Annotated in this window: 22 protein-coding genes and 1 pseudogene; 8 read left to right on the forward strand and 15 right to left on the reverse strand. The window is 74.2% G+C overall.

Going from position 1 to position 23217, the window contains the following annotated elements; all coding sequences use genetic code 11:
* Positions 1-14: 14 nt before the first annotated feature.
* Entirely contained in the window at positions 15-566 is a 552-nt protein-coding gene (locus PUR71_RS33600; RefSeq protein WP_329931001.1) for an NADPH-dependent FMN reductase, read from the reverse strand.
* 61 nt (positions 567-627) lie between these two features.
* Positions 628-1062 (reverse strand): Lrp/AsnC family transcriptional regulator, encoded by a 435-nt coding sequence (locus tag PUR71_RS33605; RefSeq protein ID WP_329931002.1) that lies wholly within the window; start codon positions 1060-1062, stop codon positions 628-630.
* Between the two features lie 226 nt (positions 1063-1288).
* On the opposite strand from PUR71_RS33605, the gene PUR71_RS33610 reads away from it, so the two are divergent.
* On the forward strand, positions 1289-2119 hold the full coding sequence (locus tag PUR71_RS33610; protein WP_329931003.1) for a tryptophan 2,3-dioxygenase: 831 nt from the start codon (positions 1289-1291) through the stop codon (positions 2117-2119).
* Between the two features lie 59 nt (positions 2120-2178).
* Positions 2179-3429, forward strand: coding sequence for a kynureninase (gene kynU / locus PUR71_RS33615; protein ID WP_329931204.1), 1251 nt, complete (start codon positions 2179-2181; stop codon positions 3427-3429).
* Positions 3430-3552: 123 nt separating this feature from the next.
* On the opposite strand, the gene PUR71_RS33620 is transcribed toward kynU, so the two are convergent.
* A complete protein-coding gene (locus tag PUR71_RS33620; RefSeq protein ID WP_329931004.1) occupies positions 3553-5034 on the reverse strand; it encodes a choice-of-anchor A family protein in 1482 nt (493 codons plus the stop codon).
* 250 nt (positions 5035-5284) lie between these two features.
* Here PUR71_RS33620 and PUR71_RS33625 point away from each other — a divergent pair, with 250 nt between their 5' ends.
* A complete protein-coding gene (locus PUR71_RS33625; RefSeq protein WP_329931005.1) occupies positions 5285-6004 on the forward strand; it encodes a 4'-phosphopantetheinyl transferase family protein in 720 nt (239 codons plus the stop codon).
* 131 nt (positions 6005-6135) lie between these two features.
* The gene (locus PUR71_RS33630) at positions 6136-6618 is read left to right on the forward strand and encodes a DUF2269 family protein (RefSeq protein WP_329931006.1); all 483 of its coding nucleotides are present in this window, start codon (positions 6136-6138) and stop codon (positions 6616-6618) included.
* A gap of 21 nt (positions 6619-6639) precedes the next feature.
* On the opposite strand, the gene PUR71_RS33635 is transcribed toward PUR71_RS33630, so the two are convergent.
* Positions 6640-7632, reverse strand: a complete 993-nt coding sequence (locus PUR71_RS33635) for an Lrp/AsnC family transcriptional regulator (RefSeq protein ID WP_329931007.1) — start codon at positions 7630-7632, stop codon at positions 6640-6642.
* A gap of 109 nt (positions 7633-7741) precedes the next feature.
* Here PUR71_RS33635 and PUR71_RS33640 point away from each other — a divergent pair, with 109 nt between their 5' ends.
* Positions 7742-8566: an inositol monophosphatase family protein gene (locus tag PUR71_RS33640; protein WP_329931008.1), complete on the forward strand. Its 825-nt coding sequence runs from the start codon at positions 7742-7744 to the stop codon at positions 8564-8566.
* Positions 8567-8591: 25 nt separating this feature from the next.
* Here PUR71_RS33640 and PUR71_RS33645 read toward each other — a convergent pair whose 3' ends face one another.
* The 6 genes from PUR71_RS33645 to PUR71_RS33670 form a co-directional block, all read right to left on the reverse strand.
* Positions 8592-9599, reverse strand: coding sequence for an amidohydrolase family protein (locus PUR71_RS33645; protein WP_329931009.1), 1008 nt, complete (start codon positions 9597-9599; stop codon positions 8592-8594).
* Positions 9596-11230, reverse strand: a complete 1635-nt coding sequence (locus tag PUR71_RS33650) for an acyl-CoA dehydrogenase family protein (protein ID WP_329931010.1) — start codon at positions 11228-11230, stop codon at positions 9596-9598. The genes PUR71_RS33645 and PUR71_RS33650 overlap by 4 nt, the downstream gene beginning before the upstream one ends.
* Positions 11214-11918, reverse strand: a complete 705-nt coding sequence (locus tag PUR71_RS33655) for a TetR/AcrR family transcriptional regulator (RefSeq protein WP_329931011.1) — start codon at positions 11916-11918, stop codon at positions 11214-11216. Before PUR71_RS33655 ends, PUR71_RS33650 begins: the two co-directional genes overlap by 17 nt.
* 126 nt (positions 11919-12044) lie before the next feature.
* On the reverse strand, positions 12045-13640 hold the full coding sequence (locus tag PUR71_RS33660) for a S28 family serine protease (RefSeq protein ID WP_329931012.1): 1596 nt from the start codon (positions 13638-13640) through the stop codon (positions 12045-12047).
* Positions 13641-13779: 139 nt separating this feature from the next.
* Complete coding sequence (locus PUR71_RS33665) at positions 13780-14670, reverse strand: trypsin-like peptidase domain-containing protein (protein WP_329931013.1); 891 nt, start codon at positions 14668-14670, stop codon at positions 13780-13782.
* A gap of 167 nt (positions 14671-14837) precedes the next feature.
* A complete protein-coding gene (locus PUR71_RS33670) occupies positions 14838-15515 on the reverse strand; it encodes a TetR family transcriptional regulator (RefSeq protein ID WP_329931205.1) in 678 nt (225 codons plus the stop codon).
* Positions 15516-15651: 136 nt separating this feature from the next.
* On the opposite strand from PUR71_RS33670, the gene PUR71_RS33675 reads away from it, so the two are divergent.
* The 3 genes from PUR71_RS33675 to PUR71_RS33685 all read left to right on the forward strand — a co-directional run bounded on the left by PUR71_RS33675 (position 15652) and on the right by PUR71_RS33685 (position 17245).
* The gene (locus tag PUR71_RS33675) at positions 15652-15807 is read left to right on the forward strand and encodes a hypothetical protein (RefSeq protein ID WP_329931014.1); all 156 of its coding nucleotides are present in this window, start codon (positions 15652-15654) and stop codon (positions 15805-15807) included.
* A gap of 64 nt (positions 15808-15871) precedes the next feature.
* Positions 15872-16240, forward strand: coding sequence for a DUF4190 domain-containing protein (locus PUR71_RS33680; RefSeq protein WP_329931015.1), 369 nt, complete (start codon positions 15872-15874; stop codon positions 16238-16240).
* Positions 16241-16363: 123 nt separating this feature from the next.
* On the forward strand, positions 16364-17245 hold the full coding sequence (locus tag PUR71_RS33685; RefSeq protein WP_329931016.1) for a metallophosphoesterase family protein: 882 nt from the start codon (positions 16364-16366) through the stop codon (positions 17243-17245).
* Between the two features lie 174 nt (positions 17246-17419).
* Here the strand turns inward: PUR71_RS33685 and PUR71_RS33690 are convergent.
* The 5 genes and pseudogenes from PUR71_RS33690 to PUR71_RS33710 form a co-directional block, all read right to left on the reverse strand.
* A pseudogene (locus PUR71_RS33690) lies at positions 17420-20001 on the reverse strand (ABC transporter permease).
* Positions 19998-20753 (reverse strand): ABC transporter ATP-binding protein, encoded by a 756-nt coding sequence (locus PUR71_RS33695; RefSeq protein WP_329931017.1) that lies wholly within the window; start codon positions 20751-20753, stop codon positions 19998-20000. Before PUR71_RS33695 ends, PUR71_RS33690 begins: the two are co-directional and overlap by 4 nt.
* Positions 20750-21037 (reverse strand): SHOCT domain-containing protein, encoded by a 288-nt coding sequence (locus PUR71_RS33700; RefSeq protein WP_329931018.1) that lies wholly within the window; start codon positions 21035-21037, stop codon positions 20750-20752. Before PUR71_RS33700 ends, PUR71_RS33695 begins: the two co-directional genes overlap by 4 nt.
* Positions 21038-21260: 223 nt before the next feature.
* Complete coding sequence (locus PUR71_RS33705; protein ID WP_329931019.1) at positions 21261-21938, reverse strand: response regulator transcription factor; 678 nt, start codon at positions 21936-21938, stop codon at positions 21261-21263.
* Complete coding sequence (locus PUR71_RS33710; RefSeq protein ID WP_329931020.1) at positions 21935-23203, reverse strand: sensor histidine kinase; 1269 nt, start codon at positions 23201-23203, stop codon at positions 21935-21937. Before PUR71_RS33710 ends, PUR71_RS33705 begins: the two co-directional genes overlap by 4 nt.
* Between the last annotated feature and the right edge of the window lie 14 nt (positions 23204-23217).

Consider the following 23217-nt stretch of genomic DNA (forward strand, 5'->3'; position numbering starts at 1 on the left):
CCCTGCGGCCGGGCTCAGGCAGCCGGGCGGGCGGCGGCGAGGCGGGTCAGCACCCCGGCGATCCGCTCCCGCACCCGCGGGTCGGCGATCAGGCCGTCCGCGCCGACCGCCCCGCGCTCCAGCGGGATCCGGGCGCACGCCTCGTCCACGATGTCCGCGCCGGTGTAACCGAGGACGGTGCGCAGGGTGGCCTCGGCGCCCCCGCCGCGACCGGGGTTGGCGCAGTTGATCCAGGCCGCGGGCTTGTCGGAGATCTCGACCCCGCCCACCGTCCAGTCCAGCAGGTTCTTGAACGAACCGGGCAGCGTGCCCGCGTACTCCGGGGTGCAGATCAGCAGCGCGTCGGCGGCCTCGATCGCGGCGCGCAGCGCGGTCACCGCCGCCGGCAGCGGGTCGGTGTCCTGGTCGGGGTTGAAGTGCGGGAGCGCGGCCAGCCCGTCGTAGTAGGTGGCGCGCAGGCCCGGGGCCGCGGCGGCGAGGGCGGCGGCCGTCCGCAGCACCGTCTCGTTGGAGGATCCGGCGCGGAGGCTTCCGGTCAGCAGCAGGATGTGACGCTCGTTCGGCATGCCGAGGAACCTACTGCCCGGCCCCGGGGCCCGGCAGTGGTATTTCCGGGAGCCGCGGGACTCACGGCACGACGACCGTGCGCCATGGCACCGGGCTGGAGAGGATCATCGAGCTCGACGGCTGTCCGTAGCTGCCGAGCCGGTCGCAGAGCCGCTCGAACTCGGCCATCGTCGGCACCGCGACCAGCAGCACGCAGCACGCCCCGCCGGTGACCCGGTGCAACTGGAGGACCTCGGGCCAGTTCGCCACCTCCGGGTCGCGCAGCACGCAGCGCGGGCCGTAGCACTGGATCTGGACCAGCGCCGTGATCGGCAGCCCGGCGCGGGGCAGGTCCACGTGGGCGTGGTAGCCGGTGATCACCCCGTCCGCCTCCAGCCGGCGGACCCGTTCGGCCACCGCGGGTGCGGACAGGCTCACCCGGCGCGAGAGTTCGTTGTACGAGAGCCTGGCGTCGGCCTGGAGCTCGGCCAGCAGGCGGCGGTCGACGGCGTCCATGGCGGCTCCCGGATGGTGTGCGAGTGTCCGAAATCGGTGCTCTTGCCGATCGTAAAGGGAATCGGCGCAACGCCTCGCGAACAGCAGCCACAAAGCCCGTTGCCGTGCCCGGCGGCCATTCAATCCGGGGGCGGCACCGCCGCACAATGGGGCCCCCGGTGGAACCAGGCCGTCCGTCTGGTCACCGGGTCCGGGCCGCGGTGCCCGGCCGTCAGGAAGGATCGGGATGGGGCACGACACGGTGGAGACGCCCAGCCTGTCATTCGTCGGGGGCGGGGAGCCGGGTCGGGGGACCCCGTACGCCCGCTACGCGCGCCTGGACGAGCTGCACGGCCTGCAGCACCCGCTCAGCGAGGCGCCGGCCGAGATGTCGTTCATCGTCACCACGCAGGTGATGGAGCTGCTGTTCGGCCTGCTGCGGCACGAGTGGACGCTCGCCCAGCAGGCCCTGCGCGAGGACGACCTGCCGGCGGCGCTGGCCGCCCTGCGGCGCGGCACGCACGTCCAGGACGTGCTGACCGAGTCCTGGGACCTCCTGGCCACCATGACGCCGCAGGAGTTCAACTCCTTCCGCGCGCTGTTCGGCGAGGCTTCGGGCTTCCAGTCCTCGGCCTTCCTGCACCTGGAGTTCCTGCTCGGAAACAAGAACGCCGCGCTGCTGAACATGTACGCGGACGCGCCGGGCACCCGCGACGAGCTGGCCGCGGCGCTGCGCGCCCCCAGCCTGTACGACGACGCGCTGGCCGTGCTCGCCCGGCGCGGCCTGGCCGTCCCGCACCTGCCGTCCGAGCAGCGCCACCACGCCTCCCCCGAGGTCGAGGCGGCCTGGCGCCGGGTGTACGCCGAGCCGGAGTTCGCCGGCCTCCAGCCGCTCGCCGAGGCGCTGCTGGACGTCGCCGAGCGGGTCACCCGGTGGCGCCAGCGCCACCTGAACGCGGTGCGGCGCACGATGGGCGCCAAGCCCGGCTCGGGCGGCTCCAGCGGGCTGACCTGGCTGCGCAAGTCGGCCGACCAGGACGTGTTCCCGGAGCTGTGGTCCATCCGGGACGAGATGTGAGCGGGCAAGACGTGGGCGGACGAGACGTGGGCGGACGAGACGTGAGCGAGGGGCAGGACATGGACACGGGCGAGATCACGGGTGCGCTCACGCGCGAGGAGTGCGCGGCGCTGGACGCCGTCGACCCGCTGGCGGCGTTCCGCAAGGAGTTCGCGCTGCCGGACGGGGTGATCTACCTGGACGGGAACTCACTGGGCGCCCTGCCGGTGCGCACGCCCGAGCGGGTGCGCCGGGTGGTCGAGGAGGAGTGGGGCCGCGACCTCATCCGCAGCTGGAACGACGCCGGCTGGTTCGAGCAGCCGTACGCGCTCGGCCGCCGGATCGCGCCGCTGGTCGGGGCCGGCGCGGACGAGGTCGCGGTCTGCGACACCACGTCGGTGAACCTGTTCAAGGTGCTCTCGGCCGCGCTGCGGCTGCGCCCGGGACGCGGCACGGTCCTCGGCGACGCCGAGGCGTTCCCGACCGACCTCTACATCGCCGAGGGCGTGACCGGCCTGGTCGAGGGCGCGCGCAGCGTGCTGATCCGACCGGAGGACCTGGACGCGCACCTGGACGGGGACGTCGCCGCCGTCGTCCTGTCCCACGTGGACTACCGCACCGGCGAGCTGCTCGACATGCCCGGGATCACCGCGCGGGTGCGGGCCGCGGGCGCGCTGATGATCTGGGACGTGTGCCACTCGGTCGGCGCGCTGCCGGTCGAACTCGGCGCCGTCGGCGCGGACTTCGCGATCGGCTGCACCTACAAGTACCTCAACGGCGGCCCGGGCTCGCCGGCCTTCCTGTACGTCGCCGAGCGGCACCTGGCGGCCGGTCCGCTGCAGCCGCTGAGCGGCTGGTTCGGCCACGCGCGGCCGTTCGCGTTCGAGCCCGGGTACGACCCCAAGGAGGGCATCGGCCGGTTCCTGTGCAGCTCGCCGTCGCTGCTCGGCCAGGCCGCGCTGGAGTCCAGCCTGGACGTGTGGGAGCGCGCCGACCTGGCCGCCGTGCGGGCGAAGAGCCTCGCGCTGACCGACCTCTTCATCGCGCTGGTCGAGGGCCTGGACGGGATCGAGGTGGTGACCCCGCGCGAGCACGCCCGGCGCGGCAGCCAGGTCGCGCTGCGGTTCTCCGACGGCTACCCGGTGGTGCAGGCACTGATCGCGCGCGGCGTGATCGGGGACTTCCGCGCGCCGGACCTGATGCGCTTCGGCTTCACCCCGCTCTACCTCTCCCACGTCGACGTCTGGGACGCGGCGCAGCAGCTGGCCGAGGTGCTGGAGAGCGGCGAGTGGCGCCAGGAACGGTTCTCCCGCCGGGGCGAGGTGACCTGACCGCCCCCACGCTCGGCACCGCCGACCTGGCGGGGCTGCCTGTTCCCGCCGCACGGGCGGTGACCACGGCTCGGGCCGCCCGGTCGGGAGTGACCGGGCGGCCCGTCGTGCCGTGGGAGGTGCCTAGCTGTGGCGGCCGCGGCGGCGGGCGGCCCGCACCGCGAGCCCGCCGAGGGCCAGCAGCGCGGCGCCGGCGGCGCCGAAGACGGCCGGCGCGTTGCCGGTACCCGTCGACGGCAGCTCACCGTGGCCGTGGTGGCCGGACTCGTGCCCGGTCGGGTGCGAGCTGGTCGGGACGGGTCGGGAGGTGGACGAGCTCGCCGAGGGCGACGTACTGCTCGGCGACGGGGACGTGGTGCTCGCGGTCGGGGACGGCGACGTGGACGTCGGGGTCGGGGACGGCGACGTGGACGTCGGGGTCGCCGTCGGCGAGGTGGAGGTCGCGGTCGGGGACGGCGACGGCGAGTGCGTCGGCGACGTCGGGGAGGGGGACGGCGAGGGCGACGGGGAGGACGACTCCGACGGCGACGGGCTCGGGGTGGTCTTGCACTCCGGCAGGTCCCCGTCGAAGGGGTAGCCGTGGATCTCGTAGCCGCCCGTGCCGGTGTGGATCAGATTGCCGGCCAGGTAGACCCGGCCGTTGATGCCCGGCTGCGCGAGGGTCGTCGTGCCGCCCGGGTTGCCGGCCATGATCGAGCCCTGGAACTGGGCGCTGCCCTTGATCGTGGCGTTCGTGGCGGTGGGGAAGTTCCACATCAGCTTCGACCGCAGCTCGGTGGTCCGGTCCCCCGCCAGGCCGGTGCCCGTGTAGGTGTTGACGGTCGGGTTGTCCCCGAGCATGTTCACCACGACCGTGGCCCCGGCCGGGATGCCGGCGAAGACCAGGCCGATCTGCCCGCCGTTCGAGGCGGCGAGGTCCTGGGAGACGTTGAAGACCTGTCGCGCACTGGTGCCGTCGCCGGTGAAGGTCGCCTCGCTGGTGGTGACCTTGACCGTGCCGGTCGCGGTGGCCCGGCCCGAGCAGTCGGAGGCCTCCTCGATCCGGGTGAGCACCGCCTGGTAGGGCGCGGCGGCGTTCGGGTCCTTGATCGCCTGGCCGGTGGGATCGACGGTGACCGTACCGGAGAGGGTGCCCGCGTAGCGGACGTTGCCGAAGGCCTGGCCCTTGGAGTCGCTGCCGCCGACCAGGATCGAGTTGCCGCGCTTCGCGTCGACGTTGCCCCCGGCGGTGACGAAGTCGCTGCCGTTGGGCGGCACGACGCGCGTGCCGACGCCGACGACGCCCATGTTGTAGACGCCGCCACCGTTCTTGTCGACGGTCAGGTTCCCCAGGGTGACGATCTTCCCCTCGGCCTCGGCCGCGCGACCGTTGACCGTGTAGTCGCCGCCGGTGAACACGTTGATCGAGGCGTCCCGGCCGGTGAAGTCCCCGTTGTTCGGGGCCGGCCAGGTGGCGGGGCAGTCCGGCCCGGTGCAGGCGCCCAGCGGCGGCGCCAGCGGCGCGGCCGAGCCGACCGCCAGCACGGCGGCCATCGGCACCACGGCGAAGGCCGTGGCGACGGCGATCCGTACGGCCGTGCGGCCGAGGGGCCGTGGTGGCGCCACGGCGGTCGTCCTGTGATCCGGCGTACCGGTGCCCTGACCCATCGACGCATCCTCCACGCGTGAAAAAGGGCAGGACGCTCGGCCTGCCGCCTTCTGGTGATTCGCCATCAATCCCACTGATTCAGGGCATCCAACCCCAAATGGGATGATTCACACCCTACGCACCCTCAGATCCGGCCCCGGTCTCCGTCGAACGGCCGAGCGGGGCGAGCGGCCCCGGGCGCGCGGGCCCATGGCCTAGGTTGGGGACATGACCACCGAGGACCACGACCGGCGCCAGGACCGGCCCGCCCCGCTCGTCGCCGTCGCCTCCGCCGAGGCCGTCCTGCGCCACCCCGAGGTGGGCGAGCACCTGCTCACGGACCTCGAACGGCAGCGCGCGGCGCGCTTCCGGACGGAGACCGGGCGGTCCGACTTCACCGCCGGCCACCTCCTGGTCCGGCTCTGCGCCGCCCGGCTCCTCGACGTCGACGCCGACGGCCTCGCGCTCGCCCAGCAGTGCCCCGACTGCGGCCGGGCCGACCACGGCAAGCCGTTCCTCCCGGACCACCCGGACGTGCACGTGAGCCTCTCCCACACCCGGGGCGTGGTCGCCGCGGCGGCCGGCTTCGAGCCCGTCGGCGTCGACGTCGAACTCGCCGCGCGCGGGCGCTCGCTGGGCGAGGTCGCGCAGCGGGTGCTCGCGCCGGCCGAGCTGGCCCTCGTACGGGCGGCCCCGGAGCCGGACCGGGCCTTCCTGCGGCTGTGGGTGCGCAAGGAGTCGCTGATCAAGATCGGGCGGACCAGCATGGACACGCTGGCCGCGGTCGACCTCTCCGACCTGCCGCTGGCCGTCCCGGCGGACGGCCCGCTGCGCAGCCGCCACCGGGACCTGCACTTCGTCGACTGGACGGACCCGGCACACGGCGCCGCGGTGGCGGCGGTCAGCACGGCCGAGCCGCGGGTCGTGGAGCTGACCGCCGGGGCCTGACCCGCCGGCGGCCGGGGCCAGACCCGCGCGGTGGGCGCCGGGGTAAGCGGTGTTAGCGTGCCTGGTCGGGCGCCGGACCGCGGCCGCCCCGCCGTATCGCTGCCCACCGCCGGATTAAGGGTGTCCCCGCCATGGCCAAGTTCCTGCTGAGCCTGCACGTCCTCGCGTCGGTCCTGTTCATAGGCCCGGTCGCGGTGGCCGTCAGCATGTTCCCGCGCCGCGCGAAGGCGGCGCTGGCGGGCGGGCCCGACCAGGCCGCCGACGCCGGTGTGCTGCGGATCCTGCACCGGATCACCCAGGTCTACGCCCTGCTGGGGGTGGCCGTGCCGGTGCTGGGCATCGGGTTGGCCCAGGTGATGGACGTACTCGGGCAGTCCTGGCTGATCGTCTCGATGGTGCTGACCGCGGTCGCCGCGCTCGCCCTGCTGCTCTTCGTGCTGCCCGGCCAGCAGGCCGCCGTCGACGCGCTCGCCCCGGAGACCGGGGACGTGCAGCGCGAGAAGGCCGTCAAGGGCCTCAAGACGCTGCCCATGACGGCCGGCGTCTTCAACCTGCTGTGGGCGGTCGTCGTGGTGATGATGGTCATCCGGCCGGGGTCGAGCACCGGCGTCTGAGAGCGTCTCCGGCGGGCCCGCTCACCGCTGCGGGCCCAGCCTCCTGAGCGGGACACCCGCCCGCTTCACCGCGCGCGCGGTGATCGTCGTCTCGGCGCGCGTCACGCCGAGCGGGCCGAGGACGTCCGTCACGAAGCGGTAGAGCCCGGCGTGGTCCGGGCAGAACACCGCGGCCATCAGGTTCGTCGGGCCGCTGGTCGCCAGCACCCCGTGGACCTGCGGGTGCCGGGCCAGCGCCGCGCCCGTCCCGGCGAGGCGGCCGGGCGGCACGTCCAGCCAGAGGTTCGCGTCCACGGCCAGGCCGAGCAGCCGGGGGTCGACGGTCGCGTGGGTGCGCAACAGCCCGGCCTCGTCGAGGCGGTGCAGGCGGCGGCGGACGGTCGACTCGGGCGCGCCGACGGCCCCGGCGAGGGCGGCGTGCGGCTGCCGGGCGTCCTCGGCGAGCCGGGCCAGCAGCGCACGGTCCAGTTCGTCCAGCGGCGGGGGCGTCCGGGGGCGCGGCACGGCGGGGCGGGCGAGCGCGGCGGCCTCGTCCGCGTCCAGGTACCCGGCCTGCCACTGGCCCGCGTCCGCGAAGGCGTGCAGGACGGCGTGGGTGGTGGTCTCGGTGACGGCGGCGGTCGCGGGCAACTGCCCGTAGAGCAGGCGGTCGCGGGCGCCGGCCTCGCTCAGCATGACCGCGCCGATCTCCTGGCCGCCGAGCATCACGTCGACGAACGGGACGTCCGGGCGGTCGGCCAGCGCCTTCGCGATGGCGTCCACCGTGCCGCGCAGCACCCGTACGCGCAGCAGCAGCGCGCCGACCGCCGCGTCCTCGACGTCCGGCATCCGCACCACGCGCAGCACCCCGGCCGCGCGCAGCCGGGCCAGGCGGCGGGTGACCGTCCGGGCGGAGACGCCCAGCACCTCGGCGATCCGGACGGTCTCGGCCCGGCCGTCGACCTGGAGCGCGCACACCAGTCGGCGGTCGAGGAGGTCGAGCACCGCGTCCGGATCAGCCGTCGAGAGGTCCATGTCGTCCGATCTCCGTCACCGAGGCCCGATTGAGCGTCCTGTTCGTCCGGTCCGACGGTACTCCTTGTCCTGTACGGCCGGACGGTCCGGTCGGGAACGGGGTAGGGCGATGGACCAGGGGCGGGCTACGACGACGGAGCTGTGGGCGCTGGCCGGGGGCGTGGAGGCCGCGGTGCGCGAGGTCGGCGCGGAGCTGGCGGCGCGGCGGCCCGACGAGCCGACTCCGGCGCGCACGGCCGAGGAGGCCGTGGCGCGGTTCGCGGAGATCGACGGGCCGGCCGCCGCCGGACTGCGGGAGCGGCTCGGCTCCCTGCGCCCGGAGGCCGGGTGGCTCGACGACGAGTTCGACGGCGCGGTGCCCGCCGAGGGCGAGTGGTGGCTGTGCGACGCCACCGACGGCGCGGTGCAGTACCTGCTCGGCCTGCCGTACTGGGCCGTCACCGCGACGCTCGTCCGGGACGGCCGGGCCGTGCTGGCCGTGGTCCACGCGCCCGAACTGCTCGGCGGACGGACCTACCGCGCCGTGCTCGGCGGCGGCGCACAGCTCGACGGACGGCCGATCGCGCCGCTGCCGCGCGAGCTGGGGTCGGCCGTCGCCGCGACCAGCCAGCCGCCGACGGTCGCCGGCGACCCGGTCGCGCTGCGCCGGGCGGGCGAGTCGCTGGCCGCGATGGCCGACGCCGTCGTCGCCGTGCGCAACCTCGGGCCGACCGCCCTCCAGGTGGCCCAGGTCGGCTCCGGGCACCTCGCGCTGTTCTGGGAGTACGGCGCCGACGCGCCCAACCTGCTGCCCGGCGCGCTGGTCGCGAGCGAGGCGGGAGCGACGGTGACGGACACCGCCGGGGCGGCCTGGACGGCCGCGTCCGACGGCTTCCTCGCCGCCGCGCCCGGACTGCACGCGGACGTCGTCCGGGTACTGCGGAGCGTCAACTGACCTTTCAGGGAATCTCGTTGCCGCTTCAGACGGACGGGCCGTCCAGACCGAACAGACCCGCCGCGTTGTCGTGGCAGACGGCCCGCAGCCACTCCTCCCCCAACCCCAGCCCGGCCAGCGACTCCAGCTGGTGGACGTACCGGTACGGGATGTTCGGGAAGTCGCTGCCCAGCAGGACGCGCTCCTGCAGCCCGCGCAGGCGCGGGAGTTCGTCGCGCGGGAACGGGACGTCGGCCTCGGCGAAGTCGGTGAACGCCATCGTGGTGTCCAGCCGGACGGCCGGGTGGCGCTCGGCGAGGTCGAGGAAGTCCCGGTACTCCGACATGCCGAGGTGGGCGACCACCAGCACCAGCCCGGGGTGACGGGCCACCACCTCGCCGATCGGGCCCGGACCGGTGAACTTGCCCGGCACCGGCCCGGATCCGCAGTGCGTCACCACCGGAGTACCGCTCTCGGCCAGCAGCCCCCACACGTCGTCCAGGCGCGCGTCCGCCGGGTCGTAGCCGCCGACCTGGAGGTGTGCCTTGAACACCCGGGCGCCCTCGTCGATCGCGCGCGCCACGTACTGCACCGCTCCGGGCTCGGGGAAGAACGTCGCGGTGTGCAGGCAGTCCGGCGTGCGGGCGGCGAAGTCGGCGGCCCACGCGTTCAGCCAGGCGGCCATGGCGGGCTTGTGCGGGTAGAGCATCGACGTGAACGCCCGGACCCCGAACTCCCGCAGCCGCTCGACGCGCCGCTCCTCGGCCTCGCGGTAGGTGATCGGCCAGGGGCGGTTCACCAGCGGGCCGGCCGCGTCGAAGTACGCCCACACCTTGTCGAGGACGTTCTGCGGCATGAAGTGGGTGTGCACGTCGACGAGGCCGGGCAGGCCGAGGCCCTGCCAGAACGCCCGGACGGCCGCGGCCTCGGCCCTGTCGGTGTCGGTGTCGCGCTCGGTGTCGGTGTCGGTGTCGCGGCCGGTGTCGCGCTCGGTGTCGCGGCCGCCGTCACCGTCGCCGACGGGGTCGGTGTTCCGAGCACCGTGGTCGGTCATGCGGGCACCGGGCGGGCGCGGTCGATGATCTCCGTGACGTCGACGCCGGGCGGCAGGGTGCCGAACGCGCCGCCGTGGTCACCGCCGAGACGGCTCGCGCAGAACGCGTCGGCCACCGCCGTGCTGCCGTACCGGACCAGCAGCGAGCCCTGGAGGGCCAGCGCCATCGCCTCGACCAGGCGGCGGGTGCGGTACTCCAGGTCCGTCGGGTCGGAGAGCTGCTTGCGCAGGTCGGCGACGGCCGCGTCCAGGCGGCGGTCCGCGCCGGCGGCCGCGTCGAGCTCGCCGAGGAACGCCTCGACGCTCTCCGGGCGCTTGGCCATGGCCCGCAGTGCGTCCAGGGCGGCGACGTTGCCCGAGCCCTCCCAGATCGAGACCAGCGGCGCCTCCCGGTAGAGCCGCGGCATGCCGGACTCCTCCACGTAGCCGTTGCCGCCCAGACACTCCAGCGCCTCGGCCGCGTGCGCCGGACCGCGCTTGCAGACCCAGTACTTGGCGACCGCCAGCCCCAGCCGCCGCACCAGCGCCTCGTTCTCGTCCCCGGCGAGGGCGAGGTCGGTGGCGTGGGCCAGCCGCATGGCGACGGCGGTGGCGGCCTCGGACTCCACCACCAGGTCGGCGAGCACGTTGCGCATCAGCGGCTGGTCCACCAGGGCCTTGCCGAACGCCCGCCGGTGGAGGGCGTGGTGGACGGCCCGGGTCGCGCCGTAGCGCATGCCGGAGGCGCCGCCGACGGTGCAGTCGAGGCGGGTCATGTTGACCATCTCGATGATGGTCGGCACGCCCCGCCCCTCCTCGCCGACCAGCCAGCCGACCGCGCCGTCGTACTCCAGCTCGGCGGAGGCGTTGGACTTGTTGCCCAGCTTGTCCTTGAGCCGCATGAGGTGGAGGCGGTTGCGCGCGCCGTCCGGGAGCACGCGCGGCAGCACGAAGCAGCTGAGCCCGCCCGGTGCCTGGGCAAGCGTCAGGAAGAGGTCGGACATCGGCGCCGAGGTGAACCACTTGTGGCCGGTCAGCCGGTACGTGCCGTCCGCGTGCGGGACGGCCGTGGTGGTGTTGGTGCGGACGTCCGAGCCGCCCTGCTTCTCGGTCATCGACATGCCGGCGATCAGGCCGCGCTTGGTGCGCGGCTCACGGAGCCCGAAGTCGTACTCCGTGGAGGCCAGCAGCGGCTCCAGCTCGGACGCCAGGGACGGAGTCGCGCGCAGGGCCGGGACGGCGGCGTAGGTCATCGAGATCGGGCAGGTGTGGCCGGCCTCGACCTGGCCCCACACGAAGAACTTCGCGGCGCGCGCGGAGTGGGCGCCGGGCCGGTCGTCCCGCCAGGGCGCGGCGTGCAGGCCGTGGGAGACGGCGGTGCGCATCAGCTCGTGCCACGCCGGGTGGAACTCGACCTCGTCGATCCGGTGGCCGAAGCGGTCGTGGGTGCGCAGCACCGGCGGGTTCTCGTTGGCCAGCCGGCCCCACTCGGCGGCCTGCTCGGAGCCGGCCAGGCGGCCGAGTTCGCGCAGCTCGGGCTCGGCCCAGCCGGCGCCGGCCCGGTCCAGGGCGGCGAGCAGGGTCGGATCGGCGGCGGTGTCGTGTCCGTACGGCAGGGGCACCTGGTTGGTGACCTCATGCGTCGCTGTCATCGCGTCCTCCCAGGGCACGCAGGGTGAAGGAGACCAGGGCGGGGACCACCTCGGCGGTGGTCCGATCGGGTCCGGCCGGGGTGGTGTCCGTCGGGCCGGTTCCGGCGGGGGCGGTTCCGGCGGGGGCGGGCTCGGCGGGGGCGGGCTCGGGCTCGGGCTCGGCGGCCAGGGGGCCGGCCAGGGCCTCGCCGACCGCACCGACCAGGGCGGCGGCGGTCAGCACCGGGTCCTGGGCGGGCAGCCGTCCGGCGGCCACGGCGGCGGCTATCTCGGCGGCGATCACGTCGCGGAAGGCCCGCCGGAACACCAGGCGTTCGGCGTCCACGACCGCGTCGGCCGGCTCGACCAGCAGCGCGTACGCCAGCCGCGGCGCGCGCAGGGCGCGGGTGGCGAACGTCTCCACGACCGCGGCGATCCGCTGCTCGGGCGTCTCCCGGCGGGCGACCGCCGCGTTCACCGCGGCGATCTCGCGCGTGACCACCCGGCGGAACAACTGCACCGACAGGTCGGCCTTGTTGGTGAAGTGCTGGTAGACGCTGCCGGTGGCGATCCCGGCGCGGTCGGCGACCGCGGCCATCGTGCAGCCGCCGTACCCGCGCTCGGCGAGCAGACCGACGGCCGCCTCCAGCACGGCCTCGCGCTGGGCGTCCAGGCGGGCTTGGACGGCGGGGGTGCGTCGGTAGGCCATGGAAGTATTGAAGCACCGATTCATCACTTCGGGGAGGGATTCGGCACGCCCCCGCGCCCGACCGGAACGCGGAAGGCCGCCTCCGGGGAGGCGGCCTTCCTTCGGACGTGGCGCCCGGCTACCGCACTAGAGCGGGTGACGCTCCAGCTTCTGACCCTCCTCGTCGAGCGGGCCGAACGGCGGGATCCGGTACTGCGACGCCGGCGCCTGCGACTGGGACTGCGACTGGGACTGGGACTGGGACTGCGACTGCGACTTCGCGAGCGAGCGTGCGTTGCCCTGGTCACCGGTCAGGCCGGCCCACTCCAGCACCTTGGCGGTCGCCGCGGCCGACTCCTCGGCCGGCAGCTTGCCGATGTTGGAGCCGTGGTTGCCGCCCGGGACGGTGTAGACGTAGCAGTCCTCACTGCCCCAACCGAGCTCGAACGGCTTGGCGCCCCACGGGTCGTTGCCGCCGTAGACGAAGATGATCCGCTCGGCCTCGCGCTTCACCCAGCGGTCGATGTCGGGCATCGCCTTCGGGTTGAAGGTCGTGGGGATCTCCTTGGGCACGTACGCGCGGGGCGCGTACAGCTCCTTGTAGTCGTAGTGCAGGAGGCCCTTCAGGTACGAGACGTCGAAGTACGGCGCGCCGAGTTCGGTCGCGGCCTGGTAGTAGTACGCGGTGTACTTGGCGAGTCCCTGGTCGCTGGAGCTGGTCACACCCTCCTGCGCGTCGAACCACTTGTACAACTCGTCGTCTGTCGCGGTGGCCGCCACCGGGACCTGCGCGCAGTCCGACTGCATGCTGTACTGCCAGAAGCCCCAGACCACGTCGAGCACGCTGCCCTCGTACGCCCGGTCCGCCGAGCCGAGGACGGCGAAGGTCGAGCCGGCCGCCTTGTTGTCGGCCGCGAAGCGCGCCTCCAACCGGTCCCGGCGCACCAGCAGTTCGCGCTGGACCGCGTTGAGCGCGGCCCGGCACTCGGGGGTGCCGACGTTCTGGAAGAAGTCGGTGTACGGCGCGTCGTCGTTCACGTCGGTGTTGTTCGGCGCGACGTACGCGATCGTGCCCGCCACGTCGTCCGGATAGAACCGGCGGTAGTACGTGGAGGACATACCGCCCTTGCTGGCGCCGGTGGAGAGCCACTCGTGCCGGTAGATCTCCTTGAGCGCGGTCACGATCCGGTGCGAGTCGGCGGCCGCCTGGCGGATGCCCGCCTTGGTCCAGTCCGCCGGCTCCGGGCGCGACGGGGTGAAGTACCGGTACTCGATGGAGACCTGGTTGCCGTCGACCAGCCGGGTCGGCTCGGTGCGCGAGGGCGTGGTGCCCAGGGTGTAGCCGTTGGTGTAGAAGACGGTCGGGCGGTCGTAGCCGCGGTGCAGCACGCTGATGCGCTGCTGGAAGGTGCCCAGCCAGGGGCGGAAGTGGTCGATCGGCTGGGTGTAGGTGAGCAGGAAGTACCGGTGGTCCGCGTCGGTCGGCTTCTCCTCGGTGATGGTCATCCCCGGGATCGCCGCGAGGCGGGCCTTGATGTCCGCGGTCGGGTCGGCGGCGACGTCGCCCTGCGCGTGGGCGGCGGTCGCGGCCGCAGCCTCCGCGGACGTCGTGCCCTGCGCGAAGGTCGTGCCCTGCGCGGACGCCGTGCCCTGCGCGAACGCCGGGGTCGCCAGGCCGCCGCCAGCGCTCAGCAGCGGTATCAGCAGGGCGGAAACCAGCAGTCTTCTGAAACTGGTGCTCATCAACTCTCCATCTGGTCAACGGACATGACAGCTGCCTCATCGGCACTACTCTGCGGTGCGGTTGGTGCGGCGGCCGCCCGGTGGACGGCCGAATGGGCCGCCCGCCGGGTGGCGGGCGGCCCATCGCGGAAGGTGCTGGTCAGGGGCGGGGCAGGACACAGCCGGGCAGGGTGAGGTCGAGGACGTTCCCGGCACCGAAGCAGGGCGGGATGACGTACGTCTCCTGGGCGTAGCCGATGCCCTGGTGGACCGTCACCGTGCCGCTCTGGTCGACCTCGCACGGGTTGTTCAGGGTGCAGGACTGCCCGTTCTCGTTGATCGTGTTGTTGACGGCGACCAGCAGCCCGCTGTTCGCGTCGACCACCGGCGAGCCGGAGGTGCCGCCGATCACGTTGCAGCCGGACGTGTAGCGGACCGAGTCCTTGAACGTCCAGTCGGCCTCCCGCAGTCGGTACGCGAAGCCGTCGACCGCGCAGGAGTAGATCCGCTTCCAGTAACCGGAGACCACCCGGATGTCGGCGCCCTGGGCGGGGTGGTCGGCGGAGACGGTCAGCGGGGCGATCCCGTACTGGGCCTGGATCGTGTCGTAGCTGGAGTCCAGCTGGTAGATCGATATGTCGGTGTCGGTCATGGCGCCGTAGACCACCTTGACCGCGTTCAGCGTGCCGAGGTCGGCGCCGGAACCGTCGAGCAGCGTGAACGTCCGGCTGGACGGCTGGTCGGTGACCACCTGGCCGGGGCCGGGCATGCCGGACTCCAGACAGTGACCGTTGGACAGGACGAGTGCGGGGTCGCTGCCGGCCGACCCGGGCATCCGGACCAGTGAGCCGGAACAGTTGTCGAGCGCCACCGTGCCGGTGAAGTCGACGGCGGCGTCCGCCGGGGCGGGGGCGATGGCGGCGGCCTTGACGGCATTCGTGGCGGTCGTGGCGGTCGTGGCGGTCGTCGTGGCGTGCGCCAAGGGGGCGGCCAACGTGGTGGCTCCGGCGACCAGGACCGCGGCGAGCACGCCTATGAGCGGCTTCCTCATGAGAGACCTCTCGGTGTGGGGGTCCACCAAAGCTGTCGCGGACATGACTAGATGTCAAGAGGTCCGCCGCCGCGGAGAGGTCGCCCGGAGGGGTCACGCGGAGAGGTCACTCGGGAGGGCGGGGGCTGACCCCCGCCGCGGTCATCGACTCCGGCCACCCGCTGCGGTCAACTCCCTTGCCAGTGACGCCGACCGACGCTGATCAGGCGCAACTGCAGCCGGGCCGTCGCAGCGATCCGCTCCTCACGCCCCGGATCGGTCTCCTGCGCCTCCAAGGCCTCCAGGAAAGCGGCGGCCGTGGAGACCATGTGGTCCACGTACAACTCGGCGAGCATCCGCAGGTCCTCCTCGCTCCAGCCCACCGAGACCGACTGGAGCCCGAGCGCCGCGCCCACCTCCGTCGCGAAACGGCCGAGTTCGGCGTCGATCGCCTCCCGCACCCGCCGGACACCCCCGTGCCGCTCGCGCGCGAGGAAGCGCACGTGCGCGCGGTTCTCGCGGACGTGCCGCCGGATGACGTCGACCGCACGGTCGATCAGTTCCTCGGCGCCGCCCGCCCCGACGAGCACCGACCGGATCATGAGGTGCAGGCTGGCGAGCGACTCCTCGACCAGCGCGACGCCGAGCGCGGCGAGGTCCGGGAAGTGCCGGTAGAACGCGGCCGGCGACAACCCGGCGGCACGGGTCACCTCGCGGACGCCGACGCTCGCGAGGTTCTGATCGGCCAACAGGCCCAGACCGGCATCCAGCAGCGCCCGGCGACTCTGCTGCTTCTGGGCCTGTCTGACGCCGACGGTCTGGGGCGGCTCGCCCCCTGCGCTCCGGGACGCCTCGGCCCCCTCGATGTGATTCACGCCATTCAGTAAACAACCGTTTGCCGAACCTGGCCAGCCAGGCGTAGAGTGGAGCCAACTCGGTGAACACTTGTCAACCGAAACCTAGGCCACACCCGAAGCCGAAACCGGAAAGGACTGGTCGGCCGTGATCCTGCTCTCCGCCCTCGTCGCCATGGGTGTCCTGATCGGCGCCGCCGCACACACCTCGCTCCCGGCCTTCCTCACCGCCTCCGCCGCCATCACCGCCTGGCTGCTCGCCTTCGGCGCCCGCGAGGGCATCGCCCGCCTGCGGCAGCGCTGAGCGCCCCGCCACCTCCGGATCCCTCCGAACCCGCTCCTTTCACCAGAGAGGACCCGCCGCCACCATGAGCACCGTCATGAACCCCACCGCGAGCGCCGCCGTGAGCAGTCACGCGAACACCGCTGCGAACGCCGCCGCGAACGCCGCCGCGAGCAGCGATGCCGACCGCCGGTCGGCCACCACCGGCCGCGGCGCCGTCGCCGAGGCCGACAACCTCGCCGTCGCCTCCTTCCTGCTCGGCCTCCCCGGCCTGCTGATCTTCAACATCGTCCTCGGGCCGCTGGCCATCGTGCTCGGCACGCTCGCCCTGGTCCGCGGCACCCGCCGGCGCGGCCGGGCGGTCCTCGGCGTCGTGCTCGGTATCGCCGCGCTCGCCGTCTTCACCGCCACCACCGTCTTTGCGCACGGCGTGATCATGGAGTTCGGCTCCTGAACCGGATCCCCGGCCCCGAACCCGGACGCCTCCCCGCGCGCCGCTGAGCTCCGCCGTTCCGCCCCGCGGGCCCGGCCCGCCCCGTACTGTGGCGGCATCGACCGGTGACCACAGGGGGCAGGAGTGACGACCGAGTACGGCAGCGGAGCGCAGCCGGGGAGCGGCGCGGCGGGCGGGCGGCTGCTCGCCGTCAGCGACCTGCACATCTCCTACGAGGAGAACCGCGGCCTGGTGGAGAAGCTCCAACCCGCCGGCCCCGACGACTGGTTGATCGTCGCCGGTGACGTCGCCGAGCTCTCGACCAGCATCGAGTGGGCGCTCGGACTGCTCGCCGAACGCTTCGCCCGCGTGATCTGGGCCCCCGGCAACCACGAGCTGTGGACCCACCCCGAGGACCCGGTGCAGCTGCGCGGGGTGGCCCGCTACGAGCACCTGGTCGCCATGTGCCGCCGGCTCGGGGTGCTCACCCCCGAGGACCCGTACCCGGTCTGGCAGGGTGCCGGCGGGCCGGTCGTCGTCGCCCCGCTCTTCCTCCTCTACGACTACTCCTTCCGTGCGCCCGGCACGACCACCAAGGAGGAGTCCCTGGCGGCCGCCTACGAGAGCGGCATCGTCTGCGCGGACGAGCGGCTGCTGCACCCCGATCCGTTCCCGGACCGCGACTCCTGGTGCCGCGAGCGCGTCCGGCTGACCGAGCAGCGGCTCGCGGCCTGCGACCCGGACCTGCCGCTCGTCCTGGTCAACCACTACCCGCTGGTCCGCCACCCCACCGAGATCCTCTGGTACCCCGAGTTCGCCCAGTGGTGCGGCACCGAGCTGACGGCCGACTGGCACCGCCGCTTCAACACCGCCGCGATGATCTACGGTCACCTCCACATCCCGCGCAAGACCAGCTACGACGGCGTGCCCTTCGAGGAGGTCTCGCTCGGCTACCCGCGCGAGTGGCGCCGCCGTGGCCTGCCGGACCCGCTGCTGCGGGAGGTGTTCCCGCAGGCGACGAACTGACGACCCGGCAGGGCACCGGTCCGGCGCCCGCTCCCGGCTCCCTCATCGCACCGGTTCTCTCACCGCCCCGGCTCCCTCACCGCCCCGGCTCCCTCACCGCCCTGCCCATTCCTCGGCTCCCTTCCTCCGGGCCCTGCCCCGGCACCCTCGTGTGCCTCCCCTTTCTCCCGCCGGTCAGTCCGTGGCGATCGCCCGCAGGATGTCCAGCCGCGCCGCCCGGCCCGCCGGCCGGAGCCCGGCCACCGCGCCCGCCAGCAAACCGGCCGCCAGGACAACCGCCAGCTGCACGGGCGGTATCGCGAACGAGCCCGTCCCCGCGCCGTCCGAGGCCCGCACGAGCGCCCAGCCGAGGAAGGCCCCGAGCCCGAGCCCGCCGACCGTCCCGAAGGCGGCCACCAGCACCGACTCCCAGCGCACCATGCCCCGCAGCTGCGCCCTGGTCTGGCCGACCGCCCGCAGCAGGCCCAGCTCCCTGGTCCGCTCGTGCACCGCCAGCGTCAGCGTGTTGGCGATGCCCAGCAACGCGATCAGGACCGCCAGCGCCAGCAGGGCGTAGACCACCGAGAGCATCATGTCGACCCCGGAGGCCGCGCTCGCCGCGTACTCCGCCCGGTCCTGCACCTGGGGATCGCCGTACGGGACCAACGCCCGCTGCACCGCCGCCTTGCCGGCCGCCGGGGAGACCCCGGCCCGTAGCCCGACCGCGACCAGGGTGTCGCTGTCCTGCCCCCGGTGCGGCGCCCAGGCCTGGCGGGTTATCAGGTAGTCCCCCGCCAGCCCACCACCCTCATAGAGCGCGCGGATGGTGAAGGGACCGCTCGCGCCGTCCGCGAAACCGACCGTCACGCTCTGGCCGAGCCGCCAGCCCTGCTGCTCCGCCTCGCTGCGGGAGACCGCCAGTCCGTCCGTGCCGAGCGCGTCCAGCGAGCCCTCGACCCGGCCGAGGTCGACGATCCCGGCGAGCCGGGCCGGATCGGTGACGTCCAGCACCCGGCCGTGGCCGTCGATCCGGGCCACGCCGCGGCCGAGGCCCACCGTCCGCCGCACCTCGGGCAGCCCCGCGAGTGCGTCGGCCACCTTGGGACTGATCCCGCTGCCGCCCGCGCCGAACGACGGTGCGGAGACGGCGAGATCGCCCGCGAAGGACTTGTCGACCGTGTCGTCCAGGGTGGCCTTGATCGACGCACCGAAGACGGTGAACAGCGTCACCACCGCGACCCCGATCATCAGCGCGCTCGCCGTGGCCGCCGTCCGGCGCGGGTTGCGGGCCGCGTTGCGCCGGGCCAGCGTGCCGCAGACCCCGCGCAGGCGGGGCAGCGGCGCGCCCAGGACCCGTACCGCGAACGCCGCCGCGACCGGCCCGAGCACCACCACGCCGGCCAGCACCACGAGCGCCCCGCCGGCCGTCAGCAGCACCGACGGACCATCGGTGGCGCCGAGCACCGCCACCGGACCCCACCCGCCACCAGCAGGCCCCCGAGCAGCACCCGCAGGACGCCCGAACGCCCCCGGCCCACCCGGTCGACGCCCGTCTCGCGCAGCGCCGCCAGCGGTGCCGTCCGCCCCGCCCGCACGGCGGGCAGCAGCGCCGAGCCCACCGCGACCAGTGTCCCCACCGCGAGCGGCAGCACCACCGCGGCCGTGCCGATCACCATGCCGCCGGTCGGCAGCGCGAAGCCGAGCGCCGAGAACAGCGCCTTGAGCCCGGTGGCCACGCCGATCCCGCCCAGCAGCCCGCCGAGCGAGGCCAGCACGCCGACCGCCAGCGCCTCGGCGAGCGTCGCCGCGAGCACCTGGCCGCGGACCGCGCCGAGCGCCCGCAGCAGCGCGTTCTCCCGCGTCCGCTGGGCGACCACGATCGCGAAGGTGTTGTGGATGGTGAACGTGGCCACCAGCAGCGCGATTCCGGCGAAGACCAGCAGCAGCGTGGTGAACATGCTCAGGAAGCGCCCGGACAGCTGCTGGGTGCTCTCCCGCGAGGCCTCCGCGCCGGTGACCGCCTGCACCCCGGCCGGCAGCCGCGGCGCGATCCGGGCGGCCAGCTCCTGCTGGGAAACCCCGCCCGCCGCGCGGACCTGGATCGAACTGGCCTGCCCCTCGCCCTTGGGCGTGAGGTGGCGCTCGGCGTCCGCGAACGTCATGGCCGTGAACGTGCTCGGCCCCATGCCGTCCGCGCTCGCCCCGAAGGTCGCGATGCCGACGACGGTGACCGGCACCGGATCGGGCGTGCGCAGCACGGTGGTCGAACCGACGTGCAGCCCACCGCTCTTGGCGGCGCCCCGGTTGATCACGACCTCGCCCGGGGCGGCCGGTGCCCGGCCCTCCGCCAGCCGGTAGGGGTTGAGCCGGCCGTCGGCGAGCCAGTTCCCCGCGAAGGTGGGCGGGCCCTGGCCGCCGATCGGTTCGCCGTCGGCGCCGACGAGTTGCCCCGCGCCCTGGACGGACGGCTCGGCCGCCGCGACGCCGGGCACCGCGCGCAGCTGGTCGGCGAGCGCCGCGTCCACCGGTGCCCGGACACCGCCGGCCGTCCCCGGGGAGTCGAGCACGTCGGCGCTGCGGACCACGACGTCGGTGCCCGCGTTGGCATCGGCGAAGAGGGTGTCGAAGTTGGCCCGCAGGGTGTCGCCCAACACCATCGTGCCGGTGAGGAAGCTGACGCCCAGCAGGATGGACAGCAGCGTGCCGGCCAGCCGCCGCTTGTGGGCGCGCAGCGAACGCAGGCTCAGGCGCAGCACGACCGGGTTGACGACCGTCATGACCGCCCCCGTTCGAAGGCCTTGATCCGGTCCAGCACCAGCCCGGCGCTGGGCCGCTCCATCCGGTCCACCAGGCGCCCGTCGGCGAGGAACAGCGCCTCGTCGGCGTACCCGGCGGCCGTCGGGTCGTGGGTGACCATGACGACCGTCCGGCCCATCTCGTCCACCGCGCGGCGCAGCAGGCCGAGGACCTCGCCCCCGCTGCGGGAGTCGAGGTTGCCCGTCGGCTCGTCGGCGAAGACCACCTGCGGCCGCCCGGCCAGCGCCCGGGCCACCGCGACCCGCTGCTGCTGGCCCCCGGAGAGCTCGCTCGGCCGGTGGTGCAGCCGGTCGCCGAGGCCGACGACGTCGATCAGCGAGGCCAACCAGGCCTCGTCGGGGGCGGCCCCGGCGAGGTCCAGCGGGAGGGTGATGTTCTCCCTGACGGTGAGCGTGGGCACCAGGTTGAACGCCTGGAACACGAAGCCGAGCCGCTCCCGGCGCAGCAGCGTGAGCCGCCGGTCGCCCAGGGGGCCGAGCTCGGTGTCCCCGATCCACGCGCTGCCGGCCGTGAGGGTGTCGAGGCCGGCCGCGCAGTGCATCAGGGTGGACTTGCCCGAACCGGACGGCCCCATGATCGCGGTGAACCGCCCGGCCGGGAACTCCACCGTGACGTGGTCCAGCGCCCGGACCGCGGTGGCGCCGACGCCGTAGACCTTCACGGCGTCGGCGACCCGCGCGGCGGTGCCGCGTACGACGTCGAGGGTCGTCACTTCCCGGCACCTCCCCCCACCCCGTCGCGCGGCGACCGCGGCGACTCGCTGAGCACGGCCCGCTTCGAGCGGTACTCCTCGGCGTCGATGTCGCCCTCGGCGTAGCGGCGGCCGAGCACGGCCAGCGGGTGATCGGCGCTCGTGCGGTACCCGCAGCCCCGGCGCCAGGCCGTCCGGCGCAGCACGAAGATCACCAGGAACACGACGGCGATCCAGATCAGCGGGAAGAACAGGATCCAGGGACCGGGCCCGTGCCCGTCCCAGTCGGCGAGCAGCGTGTACATGGGTGGTTCATCTCCTCGGGTCGGAGCCTCCAGCACCTCGGGCGGCTTCCCGAGGTGACTAGAGCGTCCCGCCGGGCGGTCTCATCACGCGTCCCACCTGCAGAGGCAGTTGGGGTACTCCCGGGAGAGTACGAGCGGGCCGCGACACGCCGGGGAGGAAGCAGCCCGAGAGGGGTGAGGCAGGCGCGCACCGGGGCAGTACGCCCGCCCCGCCCCGGGACGCTCAGCCCAGCCAGCCCGGCCGCACGAGCCCCGACTCGTAGGCGAGCACGACCAGTTGCGCCCGGTCCCGGACGCCGAGCTTCACCATCGCCCGGCTGACGTGCGTCTTCGCCGTCAGCGGGCTCACCACCAGCCGCCGCGCGATCTCCTCGTTCGACAGCCCCATCCCCACGAGCGCCAGCACCTCGCGCTCCCGCTCGGTGAGCCCGGAGACGTCCGCCAGCCCGGCCGGCGCCGCCTCCGGTGCCTTCGAGCGGGCCGCGAACTCGCCGATCAGCCGCCGCGTCACGCCCGGGGAGAGCAGCGCGTCCCCCGCGACGGCGACCCGGATCGCGCGGAGCAGGTCGGCCGGGTCGGTGTCCTTGACCAGGAAGCCCGCGGCCCCCGACCGCAGTGCCTCGAAGACGTACTCGTCCAGCTCGAAGGTGGTCAGCACGACCACCCGGACGGAGGACAGCGCAGGGTCCTCGGCGATCCTCCTGGTCGCCTCCAGGCCGTCCATCCGCGGCATCCGGATGTCCATCAGGACGACGTCCGGGACGAGCTCGCGGGCGAGCGCCACCGCGGCCTCGCCGTCGTCCGCCTCCCCGACCACGGTGATGTCCTCCTGCAGCGACAGCAGGGCCCGGAAGCCCGCGCGCACCAAGAGTTGGTCGTCCGCCAGCAGGACCCGGATCACTCGCCCTCCGCCTTCGGTGTCGGCAGCTCCGCCCGTACCCGGAAGCCGCCGCCCGGCAGCGCTCCCGCGGAGATGGTGCCACCGACCGCGCCCGCCCGTTCGCGCATGCCGGCCAGCCCGCTGCCCGATCCGCCGGCGTCGCCGAGCACCGCGGGGCCCGGGTCCTCGACCCTGACGACGAGCGCCGCCGGATCCGTCCAGTCCAGGACGACGACCGCCTCGCGGGCCGCCGAGTGCCGGACGACGTTGGTCAGCGCCTCCTGGACGATCCGGAAGGCGGTGAGGTCGGCCGCGGCGCTCAGGGGCCGCCGGTCCCCCAGCTCGTGCACCTCCGCCGTGAGCCCCACCCGGTCGGCCTGGTCGGTGAGTTCGTCGAGCCGGGCCAGCCCGGGCGCCGGGCCGCGCGGCGCCTCCCCGGGCCCGCGCAGCGTCGCGAGCACCTGGCGGACCTCGCCGAGCGCCTCCTTGCTGGTCGACTTGATCGTGGCCAGCGCCGCGCGGGCCTCCTCCGGCCGCTGGTCGAGCAGCGCCAGCCCCACCCCCGCCTGGATGTTGATCAGCGACAGGCTGTGGGCCAGGATGTCGTGCAGCTCCCGGGCCATTTTGAGCCGTTCCTCGTTGGCCCGGCGCTGCTCCAGCTGCTGCCGGTAGGCCCGGTGGGCGACGATCCGCTCGCGTCGGAACCGGATCATCTCGGCGAGCGCCAGCACGAGCAACAGCCAGGCCAGCAGGCCGAGTTCCTGCTGCCACGAGAACGAGGTGCGCGCCACGCGCTGCCAGTCGTCCGGCAGCACGAAGGTGACCAGGGCGTGCACCAGGTACACCCCCGCCAGCCCCGCCCAGGCCGCCCGGCGGTGCCCGCAGACGATCGCGGAGCAGCAGGCGATCAGCCAGCTCGCGAACACCGGCCCGTACGGGTACCCGGCGGCCAGGTACCCCGCGGTGACGACGGAGGTGCCCGCCACCGCCACGACCGGTCGGCTGCGGCACACCACCAACAGGGCGGGGCCCAGCAGCAACAGGACGTAGCCGAACGCGTCCAGCGGGACCCGCCCGGTCTGGTGCCGCCCGGCGAACGTCGACCCGACCACCTGCACCACGGCGACGCCCACCGCCAGCCCCAGCGACCGGCCGCCCCAGGCCCCCCGCACCCACGGCGGACGCCACGGCTCGGGCGGCGGCGGGCCGGCCGGACCGTCCGCGGGCTCGGGCCCGCTCCGGCCGGGCGGCCGCTCCGACGGCGGCGGGGACATCGGCGGCATCATGCCCGGAAGGCTAG

It is taken from the genome of Streptomyces sp. SP17BM10 (assembly GCF_036322405.1).
In the GTDB taxonomy this organism is placed as follows: Bacteria; Actinomycetota; Actinomycetes; order Streptomycetales; family Streptomycetaceae; genus Kitasatospora.

Coding starts and splice junctions, on each gene's coding strand:
- PUR71_RS33605 (WP_329931002.1), bottom strand. CDS start 1,062: ATGGACGCCGTCGACCGCCGCCTGCTGGCCGAGCTCCAGGCCGACGCC.
- PUR71_RS33610 (WP_329931003.1), top strand. CDS start 1,289: ATGGGGCACGACACGGTGGAGACGCCCAGCCTGTCATTCGTCGGGGGC.
- PUR71_RS33665 (WP_329931013.1), bottom strand. CDS start 14,670: ATGAGGAAGCCGCTCATAGGCGTGCTCGCCGCGGTCCTGGTCGCCGGA.
- PUR71_RS33650 (WP_329931010.1), bottom strand. CDS start 11,230: ATGACAGCGACGCATGAGGTCACCAACCAGGTGCCCCTGCCGTACGGA.
- kynU (WP_329931204.1), top strand. CDS start 2,179: ATGGACACGGGCGAGATCACGGGTGCGCTCACGCGCGAGGAGTGCGCG.
- PUR71_RS33710 (WP_329931020.1), bottom strand. CDS start 23,203: ATGATGCCGCCGATGTCCCCGCCGCCGTCGGAGCGGCCGCCCGGCCGG.
- PUR71_RS33600 (WP_329931001.1), bottom strand. CDS start 566: ATGCCGAACGAGCGTCACATCCTGCTGCTGACCGGAAGCCTCCGCGCC.
- PUR71_RS33700 (WP_329931018.1), bottom strand. CDS start 21,037: ATGTACACGCTGCTCGCCGACTGGGACGGGCACGGGCCCGGTCCCTGG.
- PUR71_RS33645 (WP_329931009.1), bottom strand. CDS start 9,599: ATGACCGACCACGGTGCTCGGAACACCGACCCCGTCGGCGACGGTGAC.
- PUR71_RS33680 (WP_329931015.1), top strand. CDS start 15,872: ATGAGCACCGTCATGAACCCCACCGCGAGCGCCGCCGTGAGCAGTCAC.
- PUR71_RS33635 (WP_329931007.1), bottom strand. CDS start 7,632: ATGGACCTCTCGACGGCTGATCCGGACGCGGTGCTCGACCTCCTCGAC.
- PUR71_RS33640 (WP_329931008.1), top strand. CDS start 7,742: ATGGACCAGGGGCGGGCTACGACGACGGAGCTGTGGGCGCTGGCCGGG.
- PUR71_RS33625 (WP_329931005.1), top strand. CDS start 5,285: ATGACCACCGAGGACCACGACCGGCGCCAGGACCGGCCCGCCCCGCTC.
- PUR71_RS33660 (WP_329931012.1), bottom strand. CDS start 13,640: ATGAGCACCAGTTTCAGAAGACTGCTGGTTTCCGCCCTGCTGATACCG.
- PUR71_RS33630 (WP_329931006.1), top strand. CDS start 6,136: ATGGCCAAGTTCCTGCTGAGCCTGCACGTCCTCGCGTCGGTCCTGTTC.
- PUR71_RS33655 (WP_329931011.1), bottom strand. CDS start 11,918: ATGGCCTACCGACGCACCCCCGCCGTCCAAGCCCGCCTGGACGCCCAG.